The organism is Blastococcus sp. SYSU D00820, assembly GCF_054050695.1.
Genome location: NZ_JBJGZW010000033.1, coordinates 1 through 19,049, shown reverse-complemented (window position 1 = coordinate 19,049; position 19,049 = coordinate 1). Strand labels below are relative to the sequence as shown.

The 19,049-nt window shown below is 75.1% G+C and carries 19 protein-coding genes; 9 read left to right on the top strand and 10 right to left on the bottom strand.

Features of this window, described 5'->3' with window-relative positions:
- Window positions 1–9 precede the first annotated feature (9 nt).
- The 3 genes from ACI79R_RS22370 to ACI79R_RS22360 form a co-directional block, all read right to left on the bottom strand.
- On the bottom strand, window positions 10–525 hold the full coding sequence (locus ACI79R_RS22370; protein WP_456575887.1) for a (2Fe-2S)-binding protein: 516 nt from the start codon (window positions 523–525) through the stop codon (window positions 10–12).
- Window positions 526–601: 76 nt separating this feature from the next.
- Window positions 602–1,495, bottom strand: coding sequence for an FAD binding domain-containing protein (locus ACI79R_RS22365; protein WP_456575886.1), 894 nt, complete (start codon window positions 1,493–1,495; stop codon window positions 602–604).
- Complete coding sequence (locus ACI79R_RS22360; protein ID WP_456575885.1) at window positions 1,492–3,021, bottom strand: uracil-xanthine permease family protein; 1,530 nt, start codon at window positions 3,019–3,021, stop codon at window positions 1,492–1,494. The genes ACI79R_RS22365 and ACI79R_RS22360 overlap by 4 nt, the downstream gene beginning before the upstream one ends.
- Before the next feature lie 174 nt (window positions 3,022–3,195).
- Here ACI79R_RS22360 and ACI79R_RS22355 point away from each other — a divergent pair, with 174 nt between their 5' ends.
- Together ACI79R_RS22355 and ACI79R_RS22350 are read left to right on the top strand one after the other, a co-directional pair.
- Window positions 3,196–4,692, top strand: a complete 1,497-nt coding sequence (locus ACI79R_RS22355; RefSeq protein ID WP_456575884.1) for an FdrA family protein — start codon at window positions 3,196–3,198, stop codon at window positions 4,690–4,692.
- Window positions 4,689–6,104, top strand: coding sequence for a DUF1116 domain-containing protein (locus ACI79R_RS22350; RefSeq protein WP_456575883.1), 1,416 nt, complete (start codon window positions 4,689–4,691; stop codon window positions 6,102–6,104). Before ACI79R_RS22355 ends, ACI79R_RS22350 begins: the two co-directional genes overlap by 4 nt.
- Before the next feature lie 6 nt (window positions 6,105–6,110).
- Here ACI79R_RS22350 and ACI79R_RS22345 read toward each other — a convergent pair whose 3' ends face one another.
- Window positions 6,111–7,187: a PP2C family protein-serine/threonine phosphatase gene (locus tag ACI79R_RS22345; protein ID WP_456575882.1), complete on the bottom strand. Its 1,077-nt coding sequence runs from the start codon at window positions 7,185–7,187 to the stop codon at window positions 6,111–6,113.
- Window positions 7,188–7,283: 96 nt separating this feature from the next.
- On the bottom strand, window positions 7,284–8,036 hold the full coding sequence (locus tag ACI79R_RS22340) for a DUF2470 domain-containing protein (protein WP_456575881.1): 753 nt from the start codon (window positions 8,034–8,036) through the stop codon (window positions 7,284–7,286).
- Between the two features lie 69 nt (window positions 8,037–8,105).
- On the opposite strand from ACI79R_RS22340, the gene rpsD reads away from it, so the two are divergent.
- The 3 genes from rpsD to ACI79R_RS22325 are packed head-to-tail and all read left to right on the top strand — an operon-like array spanning window position 8,106 to window position 9,907.
- Window positions 8,106–8,708, top strand: a complete 603-nt coding sequence (gene rpsD / locus ACI79R_RS22335; RefSeq protein ID WP_456575880.1) for a 30S ribosomal protein S4 — start codon at window positions 8,106–8,108, stop codon at window positions 8,706–8,708.
- A gap of 42 nt (window positions 8,709–8,750) precedes the next feature.
- Window positions 8,751–9,344, top strand: a complete 594-nt coding sequence (locus ACI79R_RS22330) for a hypothetical protein (protein WP_456575879.1) — start codon at window positions 8,751–8,753, stop codon at window positions 9,342–9,344.
- Window positions 9,341–9,907: an RNA 2'-phosphotransferase gene (locus ACI79R_RS22325; protein WP_456575878.1), complete on the top strand. Its 567-nt coding sequence runs from the start codon at window positions 9,341–9,343 to the stop codon at window positions 9,905–9,907. The genes ACI79R_RS22330 and ACI79R_RS22325 overlap by 4 nt, the downstream gene beginning before the upstream one ends.
- On the opposite strand, the gene ACI79R_RS22320 is transcribed toward ACI79R_RS22325, so the two are convergent.
- Entirely contained in the window at window positions 9,894–10,478 is a 585-nt protein-coding gene (locus ACI79R_RS22320; protein WP_456575877.1) for a zinc-ribbon domain-containing protein, read from the bottom strand. The genes ACI79R_RS22325 and ACI79R_RS22320 overlap by 14 nt on opposite strands.
- A 316-nt stretch (window positions 10,479–10,794) precedes the next feature.
- Between ACI79R_RS22320 and ACI79R_RS22315 the strand changes: the two genes are divergently transcribed.
- Complete coding sequence (locus ACI79R_RS22315; RefSeq protein WP_456575876.1) at window positions 10,795–11,217, top strand: organic hydroperoxide resistance protein; 423 nt, start codon at window positions 10,795–10,797, stop codon at window positions 11,215–11,217.
- Between the two features lie 44 nt (window positions 11,218–11,261).
- Here the strand turns inward: ACI79R_RS22315 and ACI79R_RS22310 are convergent, their stop codons facing one another.
- The 3 genes from ACI79R_RS22310 to ACI79R_RS22300 form a co-directional block, all read right to left on the bottom strand.
- Complete coding sequence (locus tag ACI79R_RS22310) at window positions 11,262–12,071, bottom strand: mycofactocin-coupled SDR family oxidoreductase (RefSeq protein WP_456575875.1); 810 nt, start codon at window positions 12,069–12,071, stop codon at window positions 11,262–11,264.
- A gap of 184 nt (window positions 12,072–12,255) precedes the next feature.
- The gene (bar, locus tag ACI79R_RS22305; RefSeq protein ID WP_456575874.1) at window positions 12,256–13,359 is read right to left on the bottom strand and encodes a barbiturase; all 1,104 of its coding nucleotides are present in this window, start codon (window positions 13,357–13,359) and stop codon (window positions 12,256–12,258) included.
- A gap of 11 nt (window positions 13,360–13,370) precedes the next feature.
- Window positions 13,371–14,324, bottom strand: coding sequence for a carbamate kinase (locus ACI79R_RS22300; RefSeq protein ID WP_456575873.1), 954 nt, complete (start codon window positions 14,322–14,324; stop codon window positions 13,371–13,373).
- Between the two features lie 120 nt (window positions 14,325–14,444).
- Here ACI79R_RS22300 and ACI79R_RS22295 point away from each other — a divergent pair, with 120 nt between their 5' ends.
- On the top strand, window positions 14,445–14,885 hold the full coding sequence (locus tag ACI79R_RS22295) for a hypothetical protein (protein ID WP_456575872.1): 441 nt from the start codon (window positions 14,445–14,447) through the stop codon (window positions 14,883–14,885).
- Window positions 14,886–14,887: 2 nt separating this feature from the next.
- Here ACI79R_RS22295 and ACI79R_RS22290 read toward each other — a convergent pair whose 3' ends face one another.
- Window positions 14,888–15,706, bottom strand: coding sequence for a PHP domain-containing protein (locus tag ACI79R_RS22290; protein ID WP_456575871.1), 819 nt, complete (start codon window positions 15,704–15,706; stop codon window positions 14,888–14,890).
- A gap of 67 nt (window positions 15,707–15,773) precedes the next feature.
- Here ACI79R_RS22290 and ACI79R_RS22285 point away from each other — a divergent pair, with 67 nt between their 5' ends.
- Together ACI79R_RS22285 and ACI79R_RS22280 are read left to right on the top strand one after the other, a co-directional pair.
- Window positions 15,774–17,999 (top strand): RecQ family ATP-dependent DNA helicase, encoded by a 2,226-nt coding sequence (locus ACI79R_RS22285; protein ID WP_456575870.1) that lies wholly within the window; start codon window positions 15,774–15,776, stop codon window positions 17,997–17,999.
- Window positions 18,000–18,038: 39 nt separating this feature from the next.
- The gene (locus ACI79R_RS22280) at window positions 18,039–18,668 is read left to right on the top strand and encodes an alpha-ketoglutarate-dependent dioxygenase AlkB (RefSeq protein ID WP_456575869.1); all 630 of its coding nucleotides are present in this window, start codon (window positions 18,039–18,041) and stop codon (window positions 18,666–18,668) included.
- Window positions 18,669–19,049 lie beyond the last annotated feature (381 nt).

The window sequence follows — 19,049 nt, the reverse complement described above, 5'->3', positions numbered from 1 at the left end:
GAAAGGCGGTCATCGGACGTCCCGCATCGCCGCGGCGGCGTGCCGCACGGCCTTCTTGATGTTCGCGTAGCCCGTGCACCGGCAGAGGTTGCCGCCGACCAGCTCGTCGACCTCCTCCTCGGTGATCTCCACCGAGTTGTCGCGCCCGTCGAGGCCGGCGGCGATGGTCACGAGGAAGCCCGGCGTGCAGAAGCCGCACTGCAGCGCGTGGCACTCCCGGAACGCCTCCTGCACGGGGTGCAGCACCTGTCCGCCCCGGTGGTCCTCGCGGGCCAGCCCCTCGACGGTGGTCACCGCGCCGCCGTCGACCTGGACGGCGAGCACCAGGCAGGAGCGCACCGGCTCGCCGTCGACCAGCACGGTGCAGGCCCCGCAGACGCCGTGCTCGCAGCCCACGTGCGTGCCGGTCAGCCCGAGGTCGTGCCGCAGCGCGTCCGACAGCAGCCGGCGGACCGGCACGGTGGCCTGCCGCGGAACGCCGTTCACGGTGACGGTGATGGTGCGCTCGGTGTCCACCGAGGTCATGCAGCAGTCCTCTCGAAGTCCACGGCTCGGTTCCGGGCTCGGTCCGCTCCTCGCTCGCCGGCGCTCGCTGCGATGCTCACTCACCCGTCACCTTCGCGGCGGCCTCGGCGCCCGCCTCCGCCAGCGCCCGCTCCGTGAGCACCCCCACCAGCAGCCTCCGGTAGTCCGCGCTCGCGTGCAGGTCGCCGTCGGGGTCCGCCAGGGTGCGCGCCAGCGCGCCGGCGGCGGCCCAGTCCGCGGTGTCGGCCGGCCGGCCGGCGACGGCCTCGGTCAGGTCGTGCACCTCGGGCACCAGCCCCACCGACAGGTAGGCGGCGCGCGCCGCGGACACCCGGCGGTCCGCGTCGAGCGTGACGACGACGGCCGCGCCGCACACCGCGTAGTCGCCCTTTCGGCGGGCGATCTCGGCGAAGGCGGTGCCGGAGCGCTCGGGCAGCGCGGGGAAGAAGGCGTCCACGACCACCGAGGGGCCGGACAGCGAGGTCTCCAGCGGCCCGACGAACAGGTCGCGCCAGCCCACGGCCTCCCGGCCGGCGGGCGTCGCGACGGTCACCGAGCCGTCGGTCAGGGCGAGGACGGCCGTCATCTCGCCGGAGGGGTCGGCGTGCGCGATCGAGCCGACCGTGGTGCCGCGGTTGCGGATCGCGGGGTGGGCGACGTTCGCCGTCGCCCGGGCCAGCAGCGGCTGGACCCGGGCGGCGGCAATGGCCTGGGGGGAGTCCCCCAGCAGTCGTGCGTGGCGCACCAGCGCCCCGACCCGCACGCCGTCCCCGGTGGCCTCGACGGCGTCGAGGCCGGGCACCCGGTTGATGTCGACCAGCGTGGCCGGCGCCGCGAGCCGCATCGAGAGCAGCGGGAGCAGCGACTGGCCACCGGCGAGCACCTTGGCGCCCGCACCCTCGGCAGCGAGGACGTCGACGGCCTCGTCGAGGGTGCCGGGGTCGGCGTAGCGGAACGGGGCGGGCTTCACCGGGTGCGCTGGCCCTTCCTCGGCGTGCGGCCCCCGGTCACGCCGGGGCGGCCGACCTCGTCGACCGACGACGGGTCGGGCGAGGTCTCGTCGCCCGAGACGTGGCCGAAGGTGGTGCCGGCGGCCGGGTGCGCACCCTCGCGGGTGAGCGCGGCCTTCATGTCGGCCGGGGCCACGGCCCGGGCCAGGTGCCAGCCCGCGACGGCGACGATCGAGCCGAGCGCGATGCCGCTGAGCGAGAAGTTGTCCGTGATCTGCAGCGAGACCGGGCCGATCCCGATGATGATCCCGGCGGCCAGCGGCACCAGGTTGATCGGGTTGGCGAAGTCGACCCGGTTCTCCTTCCAGATCTTGGCGCCGAGCAGGCCGATCATCCCGTAGAGGACGACGGTGATGCCGCCGAGCACCCCGCCCGGGACGATGTTGATCAGCGCGCCGAACTTGGGGCACAGGCCGAGCAGGATCGCCACGATCGCGGCCACGTAGTAGGCCGCCGTGGAGTACACGCGGGTGGCGGCCATGACGCCGATGTTCTCGGCGTAGGTGGTGGTCGGCGAGCCGCCGACCGCGCTGGCGAGCACGGTGGTGACACCGTCGGCGGCGACCGCCCGGCCGATCATCGGGTCGAGGTCGCGCTTGGTCATCTCGCCGACGGCCTTGACGTGCCCGGCGTTCTCGGCGACGAGGGCGATGACCGCCGGCAGCGCCAGCAGCGCGAAGTTCACCGAGAACGACGGCGCGGTGAAGTCGGGGGTGCCGAACCACGGGGCGTCGCTGACCGACTGGAAGCTGATCCGGTCGTGCGGGAAGGCGGTGGCCACGCAGTACGGACCGCCGGTGCACGGGTCGCCGTTGGCGTCGAGCAGGTTCTGGCCGGGCAGCACCGAGGTGATCGGGCCGGAGGTGGCGTCGAGCAGGATCGACAGCAGGTAGCCGAAAATCAGGCCCAGCAGGATCGAGATGCGGGCCCAGAAACCGCGCAGCGCCAGGGCGCAGACGATCACGAACGTCATGGTCGCCAGCGCGACCCACTGGTCCTGCGGCCAGTACGTGGAGGCGGCCACCGGCGCCAGGTTGAAACCGATGAGCATGACCACCGCGCCGGTCACGGCCGGGGGCAGCACCCGGTTGACCACCCGGATGCCGGCGAAGTGGATCAGGACGCCGACGAGCGCGAGGACGACGCCGGCGACCAGGATCGCGCCGACGATGTCGCCGGCGTCCCCGCCCTGGGCGGAGATCGCCGCGGCCGCGCCGACGAACGACGCCGACGTCCCGAGGTAGCTCGGCACCTTCCCGTTCACGATCAGCAGGAAGATGATCGTGGCGATCCCGCTCATCATGATCGCGAGGTTGGCGTCCAACCCCATGATCAGCGGGAAGACGAACGTGGCGCCGAACATGGCGACCACGTGCTGGGCGCCGATGCCGATCGTGAGCGGCCACGACAGCCGCTCGTCCGGTGCGACCGCCTCGCCGAGGGGCGGTGTCTTGCCGTCTCCGTAGAGCTTCCAGCCGAACGCCACTGACGGCCTCCTCGACCTCTCCTGCCGATGGGCCCCGGGAACCGGCGCAGCTCACCGGCCCAGGGAGGCGCCAATGTGACATGGGTCGCGAGGGCGGCGGAAGTACCTCAGCGTTAAATCGTTATCGCCGGGATGTCTCACCACTGAGAGATCTCCGGCGGTACGGTTCCGCGGGTGACCGCCCCGCCGTCGTCCGGAGTCCGCCACGTCTCGCTGCGCAGCGGCGTGTACGCCGACTCGGTCCGGTTGATGCAGGTCAGCCGCGACATCGGCACGAGGGACGGCGTCTCGGCCGTCCTGGTCGCCATGGCCACGCCGCTGAACCTCGAGCTGGCCGGCAACCTGGGCCTGGCCCCCGACGGGCCGGCCGCGCCCGAGCAGCTGCTGATCGCGATCCGCGCCGAGGACGACGACGCCCTGGCCGCCGCGGTCACCGCCGTCGACGCCGCGCTGGCCGCCCGCGAGCGCCCGACCGGCACCGCGCAGAAAGTCCCGACCCGCACCATCGGCGCCGGCCTCGACGCCCTCCCCGGCGACGGCCCCGCACTGGCGATCGTCAGCGTGCCCGGGCAGTACGCGGCGCTGGAGGCCGCCGATGCGATCGCCGCCGGCCGCAGCGTGCTCGTCTTCTCCGACGGCGTCCCGGTCGAGCAGGAGGTCGCGCTCAAGCGGGCCGCGCACGACGCCGGCGTCCTCGTCATGGGCCCCGACTGCGGCACCGCGATCGTCTCCGGCGTCGCGCTCGGCTTCGCCAACGTCGTCCGTCCCGGGCCGGTCGGCCTGGTCGCCGCGTCGGGGACCGGCGCCCAGCAGGTCTCCTGCCTGCTCGACGCGGCCGGCGTCGGCGTCTCGCACGTGCTCGGCGTCGGCGGCCGCGACCTGTCGGAGGCCGTGGGTGGCCTGGCCACCCTCGACGCGCTGGCCGCGCTCGACGCCGATCCCGCCACCGAGCGGGTGCTGCTGGTCTCCAAGCCGCCCGCACCGGCGGTGGCCGAGGCGGTCGCCCGGGCCGCCGAGGGGCTGTCGGTGCCGGTCCGCTCGGCCGCGCTCTCCCCGGAGGCGCCCGACCTCACCGCCGCGGTCGAGGCGCTGCTGGCCGACCTGGGCGTCGACGTTCCCGCCTGGCCGTCCCGGCCCGGCCCCGCGGAGACCGCGGCTCCCGGTGCGGTGCTCAAGGGCTTCTACTCCGGCGGCACGCTGGCCGACGAGGCGATGCTCCTGGCCGCGCCGGTGCTCGGCGACGTCCGCTCCAACACGCCGCTGCGCCCGGAGCTCGACCTCGGCACCGACCTGTCCGCCCCCGGGCACGTGGTGGTCGACTTCGGCGACGACGCGCTCACCGTCGGCCGCGCGCACCCGATGATCGATCCGACGCTGCGGCTGGAGGCGATCGCCGCCCTCGCGGCCGGCGACGAGCCGGCGGTGCTGCTGCTCGACGTCGTCCTCGGCCACGGGGCGGACGCCGACCCGGCCGCCGCGCTCGTGCCGGCGCTCACCGCCGCCCGTGCCCGCCGGCCGCTGCCGGTCGTGGTCGCGCTGGTCGGCACCGAGGCCGACCCGCAGGGCTGGAGCCGGCAGGCCGACGCCCTCGCCGCCGCCGGTGCGGCCGTCTTCGCCTCCAACGCCGCCGCCACGCGCCACGCCCTCGACCTGCTGGGAGCCCGGTCATGACCCTCGGTGGACTGCTCGGAGGGCCGCCCGCGGTCGTCGCGGCCGGGGTCGGGGTGTTCTCCGACGCCCTGCGCGCCCAGGGCGCCGACGTCGCCGACGTCGACTGGCGGCCCCCGGGCTTCGGCGAGCCGGCCGACCTCACCGCCCTCGCGCTCGACCCGCGCCGGGCCGCGGCCAACCGGACCGCGGTGGAGCGGGTGCTGGCCGCCGGCTCGCAGCTGGTCGACGTCCGCCCCGCCCGCGACGTCCTCGGCCTGCCCGACCGCACGATCCTGCACGCCGGGCCGCCGATCGAGTGGGCCGACGCCAGCGGCCCCCTGCGCGGCGGGCTGATCGGCGCGTGCCTGTTCGAGGGCTGGGCCGACACCGTCGAGGAGGCCGAGCGCCTCCTGGCCGCCGGCGAGATCACCCTCGACCCCTGCCACCACCACCGCACGGTCGGCCCGATGGCCGGCATCACCAGCCCGTCGATGTGGATGTGGTGCCTGGAGGACCCGGTGCAGGGCGGCCGGGCCTTCTGCAACCTCAACGAGGGCCTGGGCAAGGTGCTGCGGATGGGCGCCTTCAACGAGGAGGTGCTCACCCGGCTGGCCTGGATGCGCGACGTCCTCGGGCCGGTGCTGGCCGACGCCGTGCGGTCGATGCCCGACCCGCTCGACGTGAAGGCCGTGCTCGCGCAGATGCTGCAGATGGGCGACGAGGGGCACAACCGCAACCGCGCCGGCTCGCTGATGGCGCTGCGCGAGCTGTCGCCGGCGATCGTGGGGCTGTCCGAGTCGTCCGGTCGCGCCTCCGACGAGCTCGCCGCGGTGCTGCGCTTCATCGGCGGCAACGAGCACTTCTTCCTCAACCTCGGCATGCCGACGGCGAAGCTGGCGATGGACGCCGCCCGCGACGTGCCGGGCTCGTCGATGGTGACCGTGATGGCCCGCAACGGCACCGAGTTCGGCATCCAGACCGCCGGCACCGGCGACCGCTGGTTCACCGGCCCGGCGCAGACCCCGGTCGGCCTCTTCCTCGGCGACTACGGCCCCGAGGACGCCAACCCCGACATCGGCGACTCCGCGATCATGGAGACCTACGGGGTCGGCGGGTTCTCGATGGCCGCGGCCCCGGCGATCGTCCGGTTCGTCGGCGGCACCGTGCCCGACGCGCTGGCCACCACCGAGCGGATGTACCAGCTCACCCTCGCCGAGAACCCGGCGATGGCGATCCCGATCCTGGGCTTCCGCGGCGCCCCCACCGGGATCGACGTGCTGTCGGTGGCCCGCACCGGCTGGCTGCCGCAGATCAACACCGGGATGGCCGGCCGCGTCGCCGGCACCGGCCAGGTCGGGGCCGGGCTGGTGCAGCCGCCGCAGGAGTGCTTCGAGAAGGCCGTGGTGGCGCTGGCGGAGCAGGCGCGGGTCTGACGGAGGTCAGCGTGCGCGGACGGCGAGCAGCGCCACGTCGTCGTCCGCGCGGCCGCCCAGGCCGGTGAGCAGGTCGTCGCAGAGCGCCTCCAGCGGGCGGCCCGCCGTGCCCTGGAGGGCGGCGACGAGGTCGGCCGTCCCGACGTCGAGCGGGGCGTCGCGCCGCTCGACCAGCCCGTCGGTGTAGAGCACCAGGGTGTCGCCGGGAGCCAGCCGCAGCACGTGGTCGGCGCGGGTGGTGCACGGATCGGCGCCCAGCAGCCGGTCGACCCGCCGCTCGAGCAGCGTGACCCGGCCGTCGGCGGTCACCAGGACCGGCGGCGGGTGCCCGGCGTTCGACCACCGCAGGACCAGGCCGCCGTCGGGCTGCTCGCTCACGGTCGCGACGACCGCGGTGACCAGCGTGTGCATCTCGAGGTCGGTGAAGGCGCGGTCCAGCGTGGTGAGGACGGCGGCCGGCGAGCCGACGATCGACTGGCCGAGGCCGCGCAGCATGCCGCGGGCCTGCGACATCGTGGCCGTCGCCGGGGCGTCGTGCCCCGCGGCGTCGCCGATCACCAGCATGGTGCTGCCGTCGGGCAGCCGGAACGCGTCGTACCAGTCGCCGCCGACCTGGGCGAACCGCGTGGCCGGCACGTACCGGACGGCGACCTCCAGCCGGGGCAGCTGCGGCGGATCGGTGAGAAGGCTGCGCTGCAGCGTCTCCCCGAGCGCCACCACGGCGCGGTCGCCGGCCCGCTGCGCGGCCAGCCGGCGCAGCTGGGCCTCCCGGCGCAGCCGCAGGGTGCACGCGGTCACGGCCAGCCCGCCGCCGACCAGCACCAGGCCGAGCCGGATCAGCTGGGCCATCCAGGCGTCGCCGGTGTACTGGCGGTCGTAGAAGCCCAGGAGTGCGGCGGTGACCAGGGCGAGCGCGGTGTAGCCGGCGGTCGCCCGCCGGCCGAGGACGGTCGCCGCGGCCATGGGGGCCAGCACCGTGGTGCCCAGGAGCACCTGCTCGGGGCCGACGGACACGTCCGCGGCCACGACGAGCGCGAGCAGCCCGAGCGGCAGCGCATGTGCCACGCGAGTCGACCGGTCCACCGCGGCGCCTCCCCCTGCCGAGTCAGCGCACCGCGACCCGATCCCCCGCAGGCAGGGTACCGGCGGGAGGTGGCGCCGGGCGGCAGCCGCGGGGGATCAGCCGCGGCAGGCCAGCAGCCCCGCCAGGGCGTCGCCGAAGCCGGCGGCATCGGCCACCGCCCCCGTGAAGGGCACCCGCAGGTCGTAGTGGGACGACGGGCACTCCACCCGGAACAGCACGCCGAACCGGTCGACGCCCAGCAGCTGGACGCCGTCGTCCTCGCCGGCCCAGTGCCGCACCCGGCCGCAGAGCTCCGCGAGGTCCGCGGCGCACTCGGCGAGCAGGTCGGCCTCGTCGGCGGCCAGCGGGTCCGGGCGGGCGTCGGCGTAGTCCTCGGGCTCGATGCCCAGGCAGCTGCCGCCCTCGTCGAGCAGCACCTCGCCGACGTCCAGGCGCAGCAGCCGGGCGGTGAGGCCGACGTCGAGCAGCACGTCGGCCGGGCACGTCTCGGCGAAGGCGAGCACCAGCCCCGGCTCCTGGGCGGCGGGCACGGGGGTGAGCCAGCCGCGCAGCTCCAGCTGGGCCCGCACCGGGTCGCGCATCGGGAGGAGCGCCTTGCGCGTGACGGTCAGCCGCGCGGGCAGGTCGCCCAGCGGGGAGGCGGTGAGGGCCCGGACCAGGTCGCCCGACCGCGGCACGACGAGCAGCACCTCCCCGGTGGCCGTCGTCGTCGCGGCGAGCAGCCGGCCGCGGCCGACCCCCACGGCGTGCACCTCGGCGCTCGGGCAGGTGGCCACCGTGCGGGCGCGCTCGGCGGCGGTCGGGGCATCCGCGCGACGGCGGAGTGCGCGGCTGGAGCGTCCCGTCATGGCTCTCCTCGGGGGCTGTGGCCCGGGCTCGGGCGGTAGTAAGGTGAGCCTAACCAAACCGGAGGTCCCGTGAACACTCCCCGTCCCAAGGTCCGGCTCAGCCGACGGCTGGGCCTCCCGCTGACCCCCAAGGCCGTCGCCTACTTCGAGCGCCGCCCGTATCCGCCGGGCGAGCACGGCCGCAAGCGCAAGCAGGCCAGCGACTACTCCACCCGCCTGCTGGAGAAGCAGCGGCTGCGCGCCCAGTACGACATCAGCGAGACCCAGCTGCGGCGCGCCTTCGACCGCGCCCGGCGCTCCGGGGGCAAGACCGGCGAGGCGCTGATCCAGGACCTCGAGTCGCGGCTGGACGCCACGGTGCTCCGGGCGGGCTTCGCGCGGACCATCTACCAGGCCCGCCAGTTCGTCGTGCACCGCCACGTGCTGGTCAACGGCCGCCGCGTCGACCGTCCCTCCTACCGGCTCCGGCCGGGCGACTTCGTCTCGATCGCCGAGCGCTCCCGTCCGATGGAGCCCTTCCAGGTCGCCGCCGCCGGGGCGCACGCCACCCCGCCGGCCTACCTCGAGGTGCGCCTGGCCGACCTCGTCGCCCGGGTCGAGCGCACGCCCGGCCGCGACGAGGTGCCGGTCGTCTGCGAGGAGCAGCTGGTCGTGGAGTACTACTCCCGCTGATCGCGGTTGCCCGGCGTCCGCGCGGCCGACAGGCTGCCCGGCATGTGGTTCGCGGGATCCGGCGAGGACGACGAGTTCCAGCGGCGCATGTCGCCGCCCGAGAACGAGCTGCCCGTCGCCCTCCCGGCTCCCCTGCTGCTGGCGCGGACGCCGGACGCCGCCGTGGCGCTCACGGCGCTGCGGGTCCACACGACCGGCGTCTCGATGGAGTTCGCGGTCCGGGTGCGCCCGGGCGCGCTGCCCGAGCAGGAGCTGCACCGGCTGCTGTGGCAGCACGGCCCGGGCGTCCCGGCGTTCCTGCTGGGCGTCGAGCTCGCCGACGGCACCCGGGTGGACAACGCCCGCCAGGCGGCCGCCGACGTCGTCTTCACCCAGGGCAGCGGCAGTGGCGGGGAGTTCTCGCTGGACCAGACCTGGTGGCTGAGCCCGCTGCCGCCGGCGGGGCCGCTGCGCTTCGTCGTCCGCTGCCCGGCCCTGGGCATCGACGAGACGGTCGCCGAGCTCGACGGGACGGCGATCGCCCGGGCGGTGGAGGACGTCGTCGTCCTCTGGCCCTGGAGCCCGCCGCGACGGCCCGATGCCGGGCCGCCACCGCCACCGGACCTCCCCGGCGACAGCTGGTTCGCGGGACGGTGAGCGGGGGTCCGGACGTCGTCCGGGTGAGCAAGCGGCTGTCCTACGTGCTCCGGCACGCGCCGGACAGCGTCGGCCTGGCGCTGGACCCGGCCGGCTGGGTGGCCGTCGACGACCTGCTGGCGGCCCTGGCCGCGCACGGCCGGCCGGTGACCCGCGCGGAGCTCGAGCACGTCGTCGCCACCAACGACAAGCGGCGCTTCGAGCTCGATCCGGACGGCCGCCGGATCCGGGCCAGCCAGGGGCACAGCGTCGCCGTGGAGCTCGGCTACGCCCCCGAGCCGCCGCCGGAGCGGCTGTTCCACGGCACCCCGCAGCGGAACCTGCCGGCGATCCTCGCCGAGGGGCTGCGGCCGGGGAACCGGCACGCCGTGCACCTGAGCCCGGACGCCGACACCGCCCGCCGGGTCGGCGCGCGCCGCGGCCGCCCGGTCGTGCTGGTCGTCGACGCGGCCGCGATGGCCGCCGACGGGCACGCCTTCACCCGCTCGGCGAACGGGGTCTGGCTCGTCGCGGCCGTGCCGCCGCGCTACCTGACGCCCGCGGCGGAGCTCACTCGCCCGTGACCTCGACCTCGGTGACCCGCCAGTCCTCCTCCCCGCCTCCGACGGGGACGAGCTCGTAGGTGATGTCGCCCTCGTAGGGCACCGGGTCGCCGTCCCCGGTGCCGGGCTCGTTGCTGCGCACGTGCGCCACGATCCGGTCGTGGTCGGCCGACACGACGCGCACGGAGAGCACCTCCACCACCGCGCCGTCGAAGAAGCCCTGCGCCTCGGACTCGGCGTCGACCGGGTCGGCGTAGTAGTTCCGCAGCAGGTCGACGTCCTGCCGAGCCCACGCCTCGGCCCGCCGCGCCTCCAGGTCCTGGGCGATCTGCAGCGGATCGGGGGAGCGCAGCAGCAGCCAGGCGGTCACCCCGCCGCCGGCGAGGAGGAGGAGGACGGCGGCGGCGGCCAGCCACGGCCACAGGCGGCGGCGCGGTGCGGCCGGCACCGGTGGTGGCGCCGGCGTCGCCCAGCTCACCTGGGGCGCCGGTGTGGCCGGGAAGCCGGGCGCGGGCTGGGGCAGCCCGGTTCCGCAGCGGGCGCAGTACCGGGCGCCGGGCGGAGCCGGCGTGCCGCAGACGGGACAGGGCACGGCGGGACCTCCACGCTCGGTGACACGGCAGCACGGCGGATGGTCCGGGACGCCGGCCGGTGCCGCGTGGCGACACGCGGTGCCGGTCAGCCCGGCAGCAGGTCCTCGACCCCGGCGCGCAGGGTGCTCGCCGCACCGGCCGGAGCACACCTCGTCACCGATCGCCGCGGCGAGGTCGCGCAGCTGCGCGGTGGCGGCCGCCGGGACGATCCGGTCGACGCCGACCCCGCGCAGCCCCTCGGCGTGGAAGAGCTGCGAGCACCTGTGATCGGCTGCAGACGGAACGTTCGTTCTCCCGACTCCTGGAGGTCCTCGCATGGCCGCGATCTACACCGCCGTCGCCACCGCCGCCGGTGACGGCCGCAACGGGCACGCCCGCAGCTCCGACGGGCTGGTCGACCTCGACCTCGCCGTTCCGGAGGAGATGGGCGGCGCCGGGGGCGCGACGAACCCGGAGCAGCTGTTCGCCGCCGGGTACGCGGCCTGCTTCCACTCGGCGCTGAAGCTCGTCGCCGGCCAGCAGAAGGCGCCGATCAGCGACTCCGCGGTCACGGCCGAGGTGGGCATCGGCCGGAACGACGCCGGCGGCTTCGGCCTCGAGGTCGCGCTGCACGTGGAGCTCGGCGGCGTCGACCAGGAGACCGCCGACCGGCTGGTCGAGGCCGCCCACCAGGTCTGCCCCTACTCCAACGCGACCCGCGGCAACGTGCCGGTGACGCTCTCGGCGACCGTCGGCTGACCCGCTCGGCGCCGGGGGCGGCCTGACCCCGGCGCCGGCGACGGTCAGCGGATCATCGTCCCCAGGTCGACCGGCAGCTGGATGCCGGTCACGTGCCGGGCGTCGTCGGAGGCCAGCCACGCGACGGCGGCGGCCATGTCCTCCGGCTGCGACACCGGCTCGGGCAGGGTCTGCATGAAGATCGGCGCCAGGGTGCTCGCGTGCTCGGCGAGGAACGGCCGCAGGTCGGAGACGTCCATGCCGGTGGCGACGCCGTGCGGGTGGAGCGTGTTCACGCGGATGTTGTGCTGCCCCAGCTCGTTGGCCATCGTCTTGGCCAGGCCCACGATGGCGTGCTTGCTGGCCACGTAGTGGCCGAGGAACGGCAGGCCCCGCAGGCCGGCGACCGAGCTGGTGATGATGATCGAGCCGCCCTGGCCCTGCTCGATGAGCAGCGGCACGGTGGCCTTGGCCGTGTAGAAGACGCCGGTCAGGTTGATGTCGATCGTCTCCTGCCACTGCTCGACGGTGATCTCCCACGAGGGGTTGGCCGAGCAGATGCCGGCGTTGGCGACCACGATGTCGAGCCGGCCGAGCTCGGCCACGCCCTCCCGGACGACCGCCTGCTGCGCCTCGAGGTCACGGACGTCGGCCTCGCGGGCGACGATCCGGCGGCCCTGCGCCTCGACCAGGCGCGCCGTCTCCTCCAGGTCGGCGGCGGTGGGGCCGTCGTACGCGGTGCTCGCGGCGCGCTTGTTGTTGTCCAGCGCGATGATGTCCGCGCCTTCGCTGGCCATGCGGACCGCGTGCGCCCGGCCCTGCCCGCGCGCGGCACCGGTGATGAAGGCGACCTTGCCCTCGAGTCGGCCTGCCATCGGCTCATCTCCCGTCGGTCACGGCGCCGTGCGCGCCGGTGGGCACCCCGGCCGGACGGCGGGGCGCGCACGTTGCACTGGGTGCATCGTGGCGTGGGTCACCCAACCACGTCGGCGCGGTTCCCGGGAGGGGGCCGTTCCGGTGACCGGGCGGTGCGCTGCGCCCACCCGGTCACCGGCGTCCTCAGGCCTTGACGATCGCGGCCACCGGACCGCCGCCCGACGGGCCCTGGTGCACCGCGGCCACCGACACGAACACCGCGGGGTCGCCGGTCACCGAGGCGGCGACGCCGCCCACGGTGGCCTTGATCTGCCGGTGCCAGAAGACGTCGGAGTCGTCGAGCATCGCGTTGCGCCGGCCGCGGACGTAGCCGGTCGGGTCGGCCTCGCACTTGAGGAAGACGTTGACCAGCCGGTCGCCGAGGTCGCTGACGTGCGGCCGCTCGGGGAGGTCGAGACCGGCCTGGCGGATGGCGTCCCAGATGCCGTCCTGGTCGAGCGCGTCCTTCATCACCGAGTGGCCGATGCGGTAGTTGCCGCCGTGCCCGCGGGCATTGCCGACGACGACGATCTGCGCCCGGTCGAGCTCCACGCCCGAGGAGCAGGAGGCGACGGCGCTGTAGAGCGACAGGTCGCGCATGACCTGCTCCTGCCGCGGCATCTCGATCTCGCCGAGCGCGACGGCGATGCCCAGCGCGGTGGTGCCGTTGGAGAGGTCCATCGAGCCGTGCGGCTCGTCGTAGTAGGTGTCCTTGCCGCGGGCCTTGGCGTCGCGGATGGTCTCGATGGTCAGCAGCGGCGTCTTGGTCTGCACGTAGTGGACGTCGGCCGGGTCGGTGATGCCCGCGGCCTCCATCGCCCGCCGCACGCCCTCGGCGACCTTCTCGACCATGGCGATGCGGCCGATGTCCTCGGGCAGGATCACGTCGCTCATCGCGTAGCCGACGGTCAGCCGCGGCTCGTCGGTCTTCTCGACCGCGTCCTCGGGCAGGGTGGCGAAGATCGTCGCGTGCGGGCTGATGACGCCGTCGGTGCCGCCGGACCACACGATCGGGACCTGCGCGACCTCCTCCTTCGAGCGGCTGCCCTTCTCCAGCAGCACCTCGCGGAAGGCCCGGTCGGCGATGATCCGGGTGTAGTCGTTGACGCCGCCGTTGCCCTCGGTCTTGCCGATGACGGCGACGACCCGGTCGGCCTCCATGACGCCCTCGTCGATGAGCTTGGCCAGCTCGGAGGCGTCGCTGACGTTGTGCAGCGGGACCTTGCGGACCTCGATCGGTGCGGGCACAGGGCTTCCTCTCAGTGGCGGGACACAACGGTGCCGGCGTCGTCCCCGGTGACGGCGTCGGTGATGCTCTCGAGCGTGGTGACGACGGCGCGGGTGCCGCCGCCCTCGACGAAGCGCAGCGCGGCCTCCACCTTGGGGCCCATGCTGCCGCTGGCGAACTGGCCGGCCGCGGCGAGGTCGCGCAGCTCGGCGGGGGTGACCCGGCCCAGCGGTCGGGCCGACGGCGTGCCGAAGCCGACCATCACGGCCGGCACGTCGGTGGCGAGGACCAGCGTGTCGGCCTCGACGTCGCGGGCGAGGACGGCCGCGGTGAGGTCCTTGTCCACGACCGCCTCGACGCCGCGCAGCGCGCCGCCGCTGCCGTCGTCCACCACCGGGATGCCGCCGCCCCCGGCGCAGACGACGACGAAGCCGGCCGCGGCCAGCGCGTGCACCGCCGGGCTGTCGACGACCGCCCGCGGTTCGGGGGAGGCGACCACCCGGCGCCAGCCGCGGGGTCCGCGGTCCTCCCAGACCTGGCCCAGGGCGGTGAACCGCTCGGCCTGCTCGCGGGGCAGGTAGCGGCCGACCGGCTTGGTGGGGCGGGTGAAGCCCGGGTCGCCGGCGTCGACGAGCGTGCGGGTGATCAGCGGGGCGGTGCGCTGCGGCAGGCCGAGGGCGGCGAGGGCGGCGTCCAGCTCGTCGGCGAGGGTGAAGCCGATGGTCGCCTGGGTCTGGGCGACGCACCAGTCCAGCGGCACCGGCGGCACCTCGTGCGCGGCCAGCTCGTTCTTGACCAGCAGGTTGCCCACCTGGGGGCCGTTGCCGTGCGTCACCACGACCTCGACGCCGGCGGCGACCAGCTCGGCGACGTGCCCCGCGGCGACCGCGAGCGCGGCCCGCTGGGCACCGGGCGTGGCCGAGCCGTCGGGGCCGGTCATCGCATTGCCCCCGAGGGCGACGACGACGCGGCGCGGGCTGGTCACGGCGCGACCCTAGCGGCGTTTCTCTTAGCGGTGAAGTAGTTGCCCGGGTCGAGCGCCTCTCGCCCGAAGGGGGCGTCGGCGGGACCATCCGGGCAGCGGGGGCCGTGGAAGGAGGCGCGGATGCGCGTCCGCTTCGGCTTCGACACCCGGGCCACCCCGGCACAGGTGCTCGAGGCGTTCACCGACGTCGGCGACCGCCGGCTCGAGGTGTGGTCGAAGACCCTCGACCCGGCGAAGTACGAGGTCCGCGAGCAGGGGGAGGGCTGGGCCGTCGTCCGCGAGGGCAGCGCGGGGGTGCCGTTCTGGGTGCTCCTGCGCTACGAGTGGCCGACCCCGGACCGGATCACCTGGACGCTGCTCGACAGCGACCACTGCGACCGGGGCGCCGGCGAGATCCGGATCCGCCCGCGGGAGGGCGGCGGCAGCCGGGTCGACACGTCGATGCACCACTCCGCCGGCCGGGGGCTGCGCGGCCGGGCCGTGCTGCTGGTGCAGGGGCTGGTCGCCCCCTTCGTGCTCCCGCGGCTGTGGCGCGCCGCGCTCGACCGGATGGCCGGCTGACCTCAGCGCCGCCAGAAGTCGAACCGGTCGCGCCCCGGCCGGAAGCCGGCGGTCTCGACGACGTCGACGGCGAGCTCGAACCGCTGCCCGACCGCGGCCGGCGCGTGCGCGTCGCTGCCGAAGCTGACCGCCTCCCCGCCCTCCTCGCGGAACCAGCGCACCTGGTCCACCGAGGCCAGCGGGCTGCTGGTGTTCACCTCCAGCGCGCGGCCGGTGCCGGCCAGCGCGCGGAACACCGCCCGGTACTCCTCCTCGTAGTCCTTCTCCACGTACCGGTGCGTGCCGCCGGGCCAGTACCGGCGCGGGAAGTCGCAGTGCGCGAGCACCTGGAAGACGTCGCTGGACTCGATCATGTCGACCAGCTCGGTCAGGTACCGGCGCATCGTGCCGTCGGCGTCCTGCCACAGCAGGTGTCCGACGCCGTAGAGCCGGCCGTCCTGGGAGAGGGAGTGCAGCGAGCCCAGGACCCGGTCGACCGGGGCGTCGCGCAGGTGGGCCGCGACGCTCGCGGCGAACAGGTGCGGCTCGCCGGTCTCGACCCCGGCCCAGATCCGGAGTCCGGGGAAGCGCTCGCGCACCTCGGCGAGCTCGGCGAAGTACCCCTGGACGTCGATCTCCGCGTGCCGTGAGGCGTGCCGCTCGACCAGGCCCTCGTCGGTGGCCCGGTCGTCGGGGTCCCAGACGGTGAAGTCCAGGTGCTCGGTGAACGCGATGGCCGGCAGGCCCAGCGCCACCGCCCGCTCGCAGGCCTTCGCCATCGTCGCGGTGGACGGGGTGTCCCAGGACCAGCCGGTGTGCACGTGGTTGTCGGGCGGCAGCATCGTGGGCCCATCCTCCCCCTCGCCGTGGGCGGGCCGCCTGTCACCCTCGCTGCCTACTGTCGGGGGCATGAGCACCGCCGCGCCGCCGTCCCCGCTCGCCGACGAGGCGCTGCAGATCCTCCGCGAGCTCACCGGCCGCCCCGACGCAATCTTCCGCGAGGGGCAGGACGCCGCGGTCGCCGCGCTGGTCGAGCGCTCGCAGCGGGCGCTGGTCGTGCAGCGCACCGGATGGGGCAAGTCGGCGGTCTACTTCGTCTCCACGGCGCTGCTGCGCCGCCGCGGCGCTGGGCCGACCCTGCTGGTCAGCCCCCTCCTCGCGCTCATGCGCGACCAGGTCGGGGCCGCGGCCAGGGCCGGCATCAAGGCCGTCGAGATCTCCAGCGCCAACGCCACGGAGTGGGACGACGTCGCCGCGCGGCTGGCCGCCGACGACGTCGACGTCCTGCTGGTCTCTCCGGAGCGGCTGACCAACCCCCGCTTCCGCGAGGAGCAGCTGCCCGGGCTCGTGGCCCGCTGCGGGCTGCTGGTGGTCGACGAGGCGCACTGCGTCTCCGACTGGGGGCACGACTTCCGCCCCGACTACCGCCGCATCCGCGACCTGCTGGGCACCCTGCCCGCGGGCACGCCGGTGCTCGCCACCACCGCGACGGCCAACGAGCGGGTGGTGGCCGACGTCGCCGAGCAGCTGGGCGCCGGCGGGGTCGAGGTGACCACCGTCCGCGGCCCGCTGGCCCGCGACTCGCTGCGCCTGGGCGTGCTGCGGCTGCCCACCGACCGCGCCCGGCTGGCCTGGCTGGCCGCCCACCTGGGCGACCTGCCGGGCAGCGGCATCGTCTACACGCTCACCGTGGCCGCCGCGGAGGAGACCGCGGCGCTGCTGCGCGACGCCGGCCACGAGGTGCGTGCCTACACCGGCCGGCTCGACGACGCCGACCGCAAGGACGCCGAGGAGGCGCTGCGGGAGAACCGGGTCAAGGCACTGGTGGCCACCTCCGCGCTGGGCATGGGGTTCGACAAGCCCGACCTCGGGTTCGTCGTCCATCTGGGGGCGCCGTCCTCGCCGGTCAGCTACTACCAGCAGGTGGGCCGCGCCGGCCGCGCGGTGGAGAAGGCCGACGTGCTGCTGCTCCCCGGCCCGGAGGACCTCGCGATCTGGCAGTGGTTCGCCACCTCCTCGATGCCCCGGGAGGACCACGCGGCCGCCGTCCTCTCCGCGATGGCCGACGGCCAGGCGTGGTCGGTGGCGCGGCTGGAGACCGTCGCGGACGTGCGGCGGTCGCGGCTGGAGCTGCTGCTCAAGGTGCTCGCCGTCGACGGGGCGGTGGAGCGGGTCCAGGGCGGCTGGCGCTCCACCGGCCGGCCGTGGGTCTACGACGCCGACCGCTACGCCCGGGTCGCGCGCACCCGCGAGGCCGAGCAGCGGGCGATGATCGCCTACGCGCGGCCGGTGGACGAGGCCGAGTGCCGCATGGCCTTCCTCCAGGCCGCCCTCGACGACCCGACCGCCGCGCCCTGCGGCCGCTGCGACGTCTGCGCCGGGCCCTGGTACCCGACGGAGATCCCGGCCGGGGCCGCCGACAAGGCGTCGGCCGCGCTCGACCGGCCCGGTGTCGAGCTGGCGCCCCGCGCCCAGTGGCCGACCGGTGCCGACCGACTCGGCGTCGCGGTCAAGGGCAAGATCGCGCCCGCCGAGCAGATCGACCCGGGCCGGGCCGTCGCCCGGCTCACCGACCTGGGCTGGGGGCAGCGCCTGCGCACGCTGCTCGGTGACGACGGCGTGGGGGGCACGGTCACCCTCGACCTCGAGGCACCCGGCATCGAGGAGGATCCGGACGCCGCCTTCGACGTGCCCGTGCAGCGCACCGTGTCCGACGTCCCTCCGGACGACGAGCTCCTCCGTGCGTGCGCGCGCGTGCTGGGCGCCTGGGACTGGGCCGAGCGCCCGGCTGCCGTGGTCGCCGTCCCCTCGCGGCGCCGGCCGCGGCTGGTGACCGGGGTGGCACAGGGGCTGGCCCGGCTGGGGCGGCTGCCGTACCTGGGCGAGCTGTCGCCGGCGTCCGGCGGGCCGACCGGCGGGCCCGGCGGCAACAGCGCCTTCCGGCTGGCCGGCGTGTGGCAGCGGATCGTGGTGGGCCCGGAGCTGCGCGAGCGCCTCGCCGAGCTCGGTCCGGTGCCCGTGCTGCTGGTCGACGACCTCGCGGACTCCCGGTGGACGATGACCGTCGCCGGCCGCGAGCTCCGCCTGGCCGGCGCGTCCCGGGTGCTGCCGTTCGCCCTGGCGCTCACCGCCTGAGGGGTCGAACACCCGTTCGATCCGGCGTAGCCTCCTCCCATGTCGCTCGCGCACCAGCCGTCGATGTGGGACCTCGCCGAGGAGGCCACGCTCACGCCACTGGCGGGGCGGGTGGTCCGGCACTCCCTCAGCCGCGGCGCCTGGGTGGATCACCTGCCGGGCTGGGTCAGCGGTTCCGACGCCGTGCTCGAGGTGCTGCTCGGTGACATCGGCTGGCGGGCCGACCGCCGGCAGATGTACGAGCGCGAGGTGGCGGTGCCCCGGCTGCTGCGCTGGTACGGCCGCGGCGAGACCCTGCCGCACCCGCTGCTCACCGAGGCGCGCGAGGCCCTCGACCGGTACTACGGCCCCGCGCTCGGCGAGCCCTTCGTGAGCGCCGGCATGTGCCTGTACCGGGACGGCCGCGACAGCGTGGCCTGGCACGGCGACCGCCTGGGGCGCGCGCGGAGCGCGGACACGATGGTCGCGATCGTCTCGTTCGGCTCCCCGCGCCCGCTCATGCTCCGGCCGGTGGGTGGCGGGGAGAGCCTGCGCTTCCCGCTGGGCCATGGAGACCTCGTGGTCATGGGCGGCTCGTGCCAGCGCACCTGGGAGCACTGCATCCCCAAGACCTCGAAGCCCGTGGGGCCGCGGGTCAGCGTGCAGTTCCGGCCCGCCGGCGTGGCCTGAGGGGGACGTGGCGGAGACCACGGGGCCCCCCCTGCACGACCCCCCGGAGGCCGTGTAATGTTCTCCCTGCACCGAGCGAGAACGGACCGGGCCGCCAGCCTGGTCAACCGCCGGTCAGACCCCCGAGGTCGACTGCTGCGGAGCACGGTGTACATTGGAGGAACCGCCTCGAACGAAGGCCGAAAGGCCGGAGTTCCCGCGCGTCCGCTCCTTGAGAACTCAACAGCGTGCCGAAAGTCAGTGCCAAGTATGTAACCCCCGCACTGTGGCCCTTTTGGGGTTGTGGTGAGGGATTCCTTTGGTTGATTGATATCGAGAGTGTCAGCTCTCGGTTCTCGGCCATGGATTTCAAATTCATCTACGGAGAGTTTGATCCTGGCT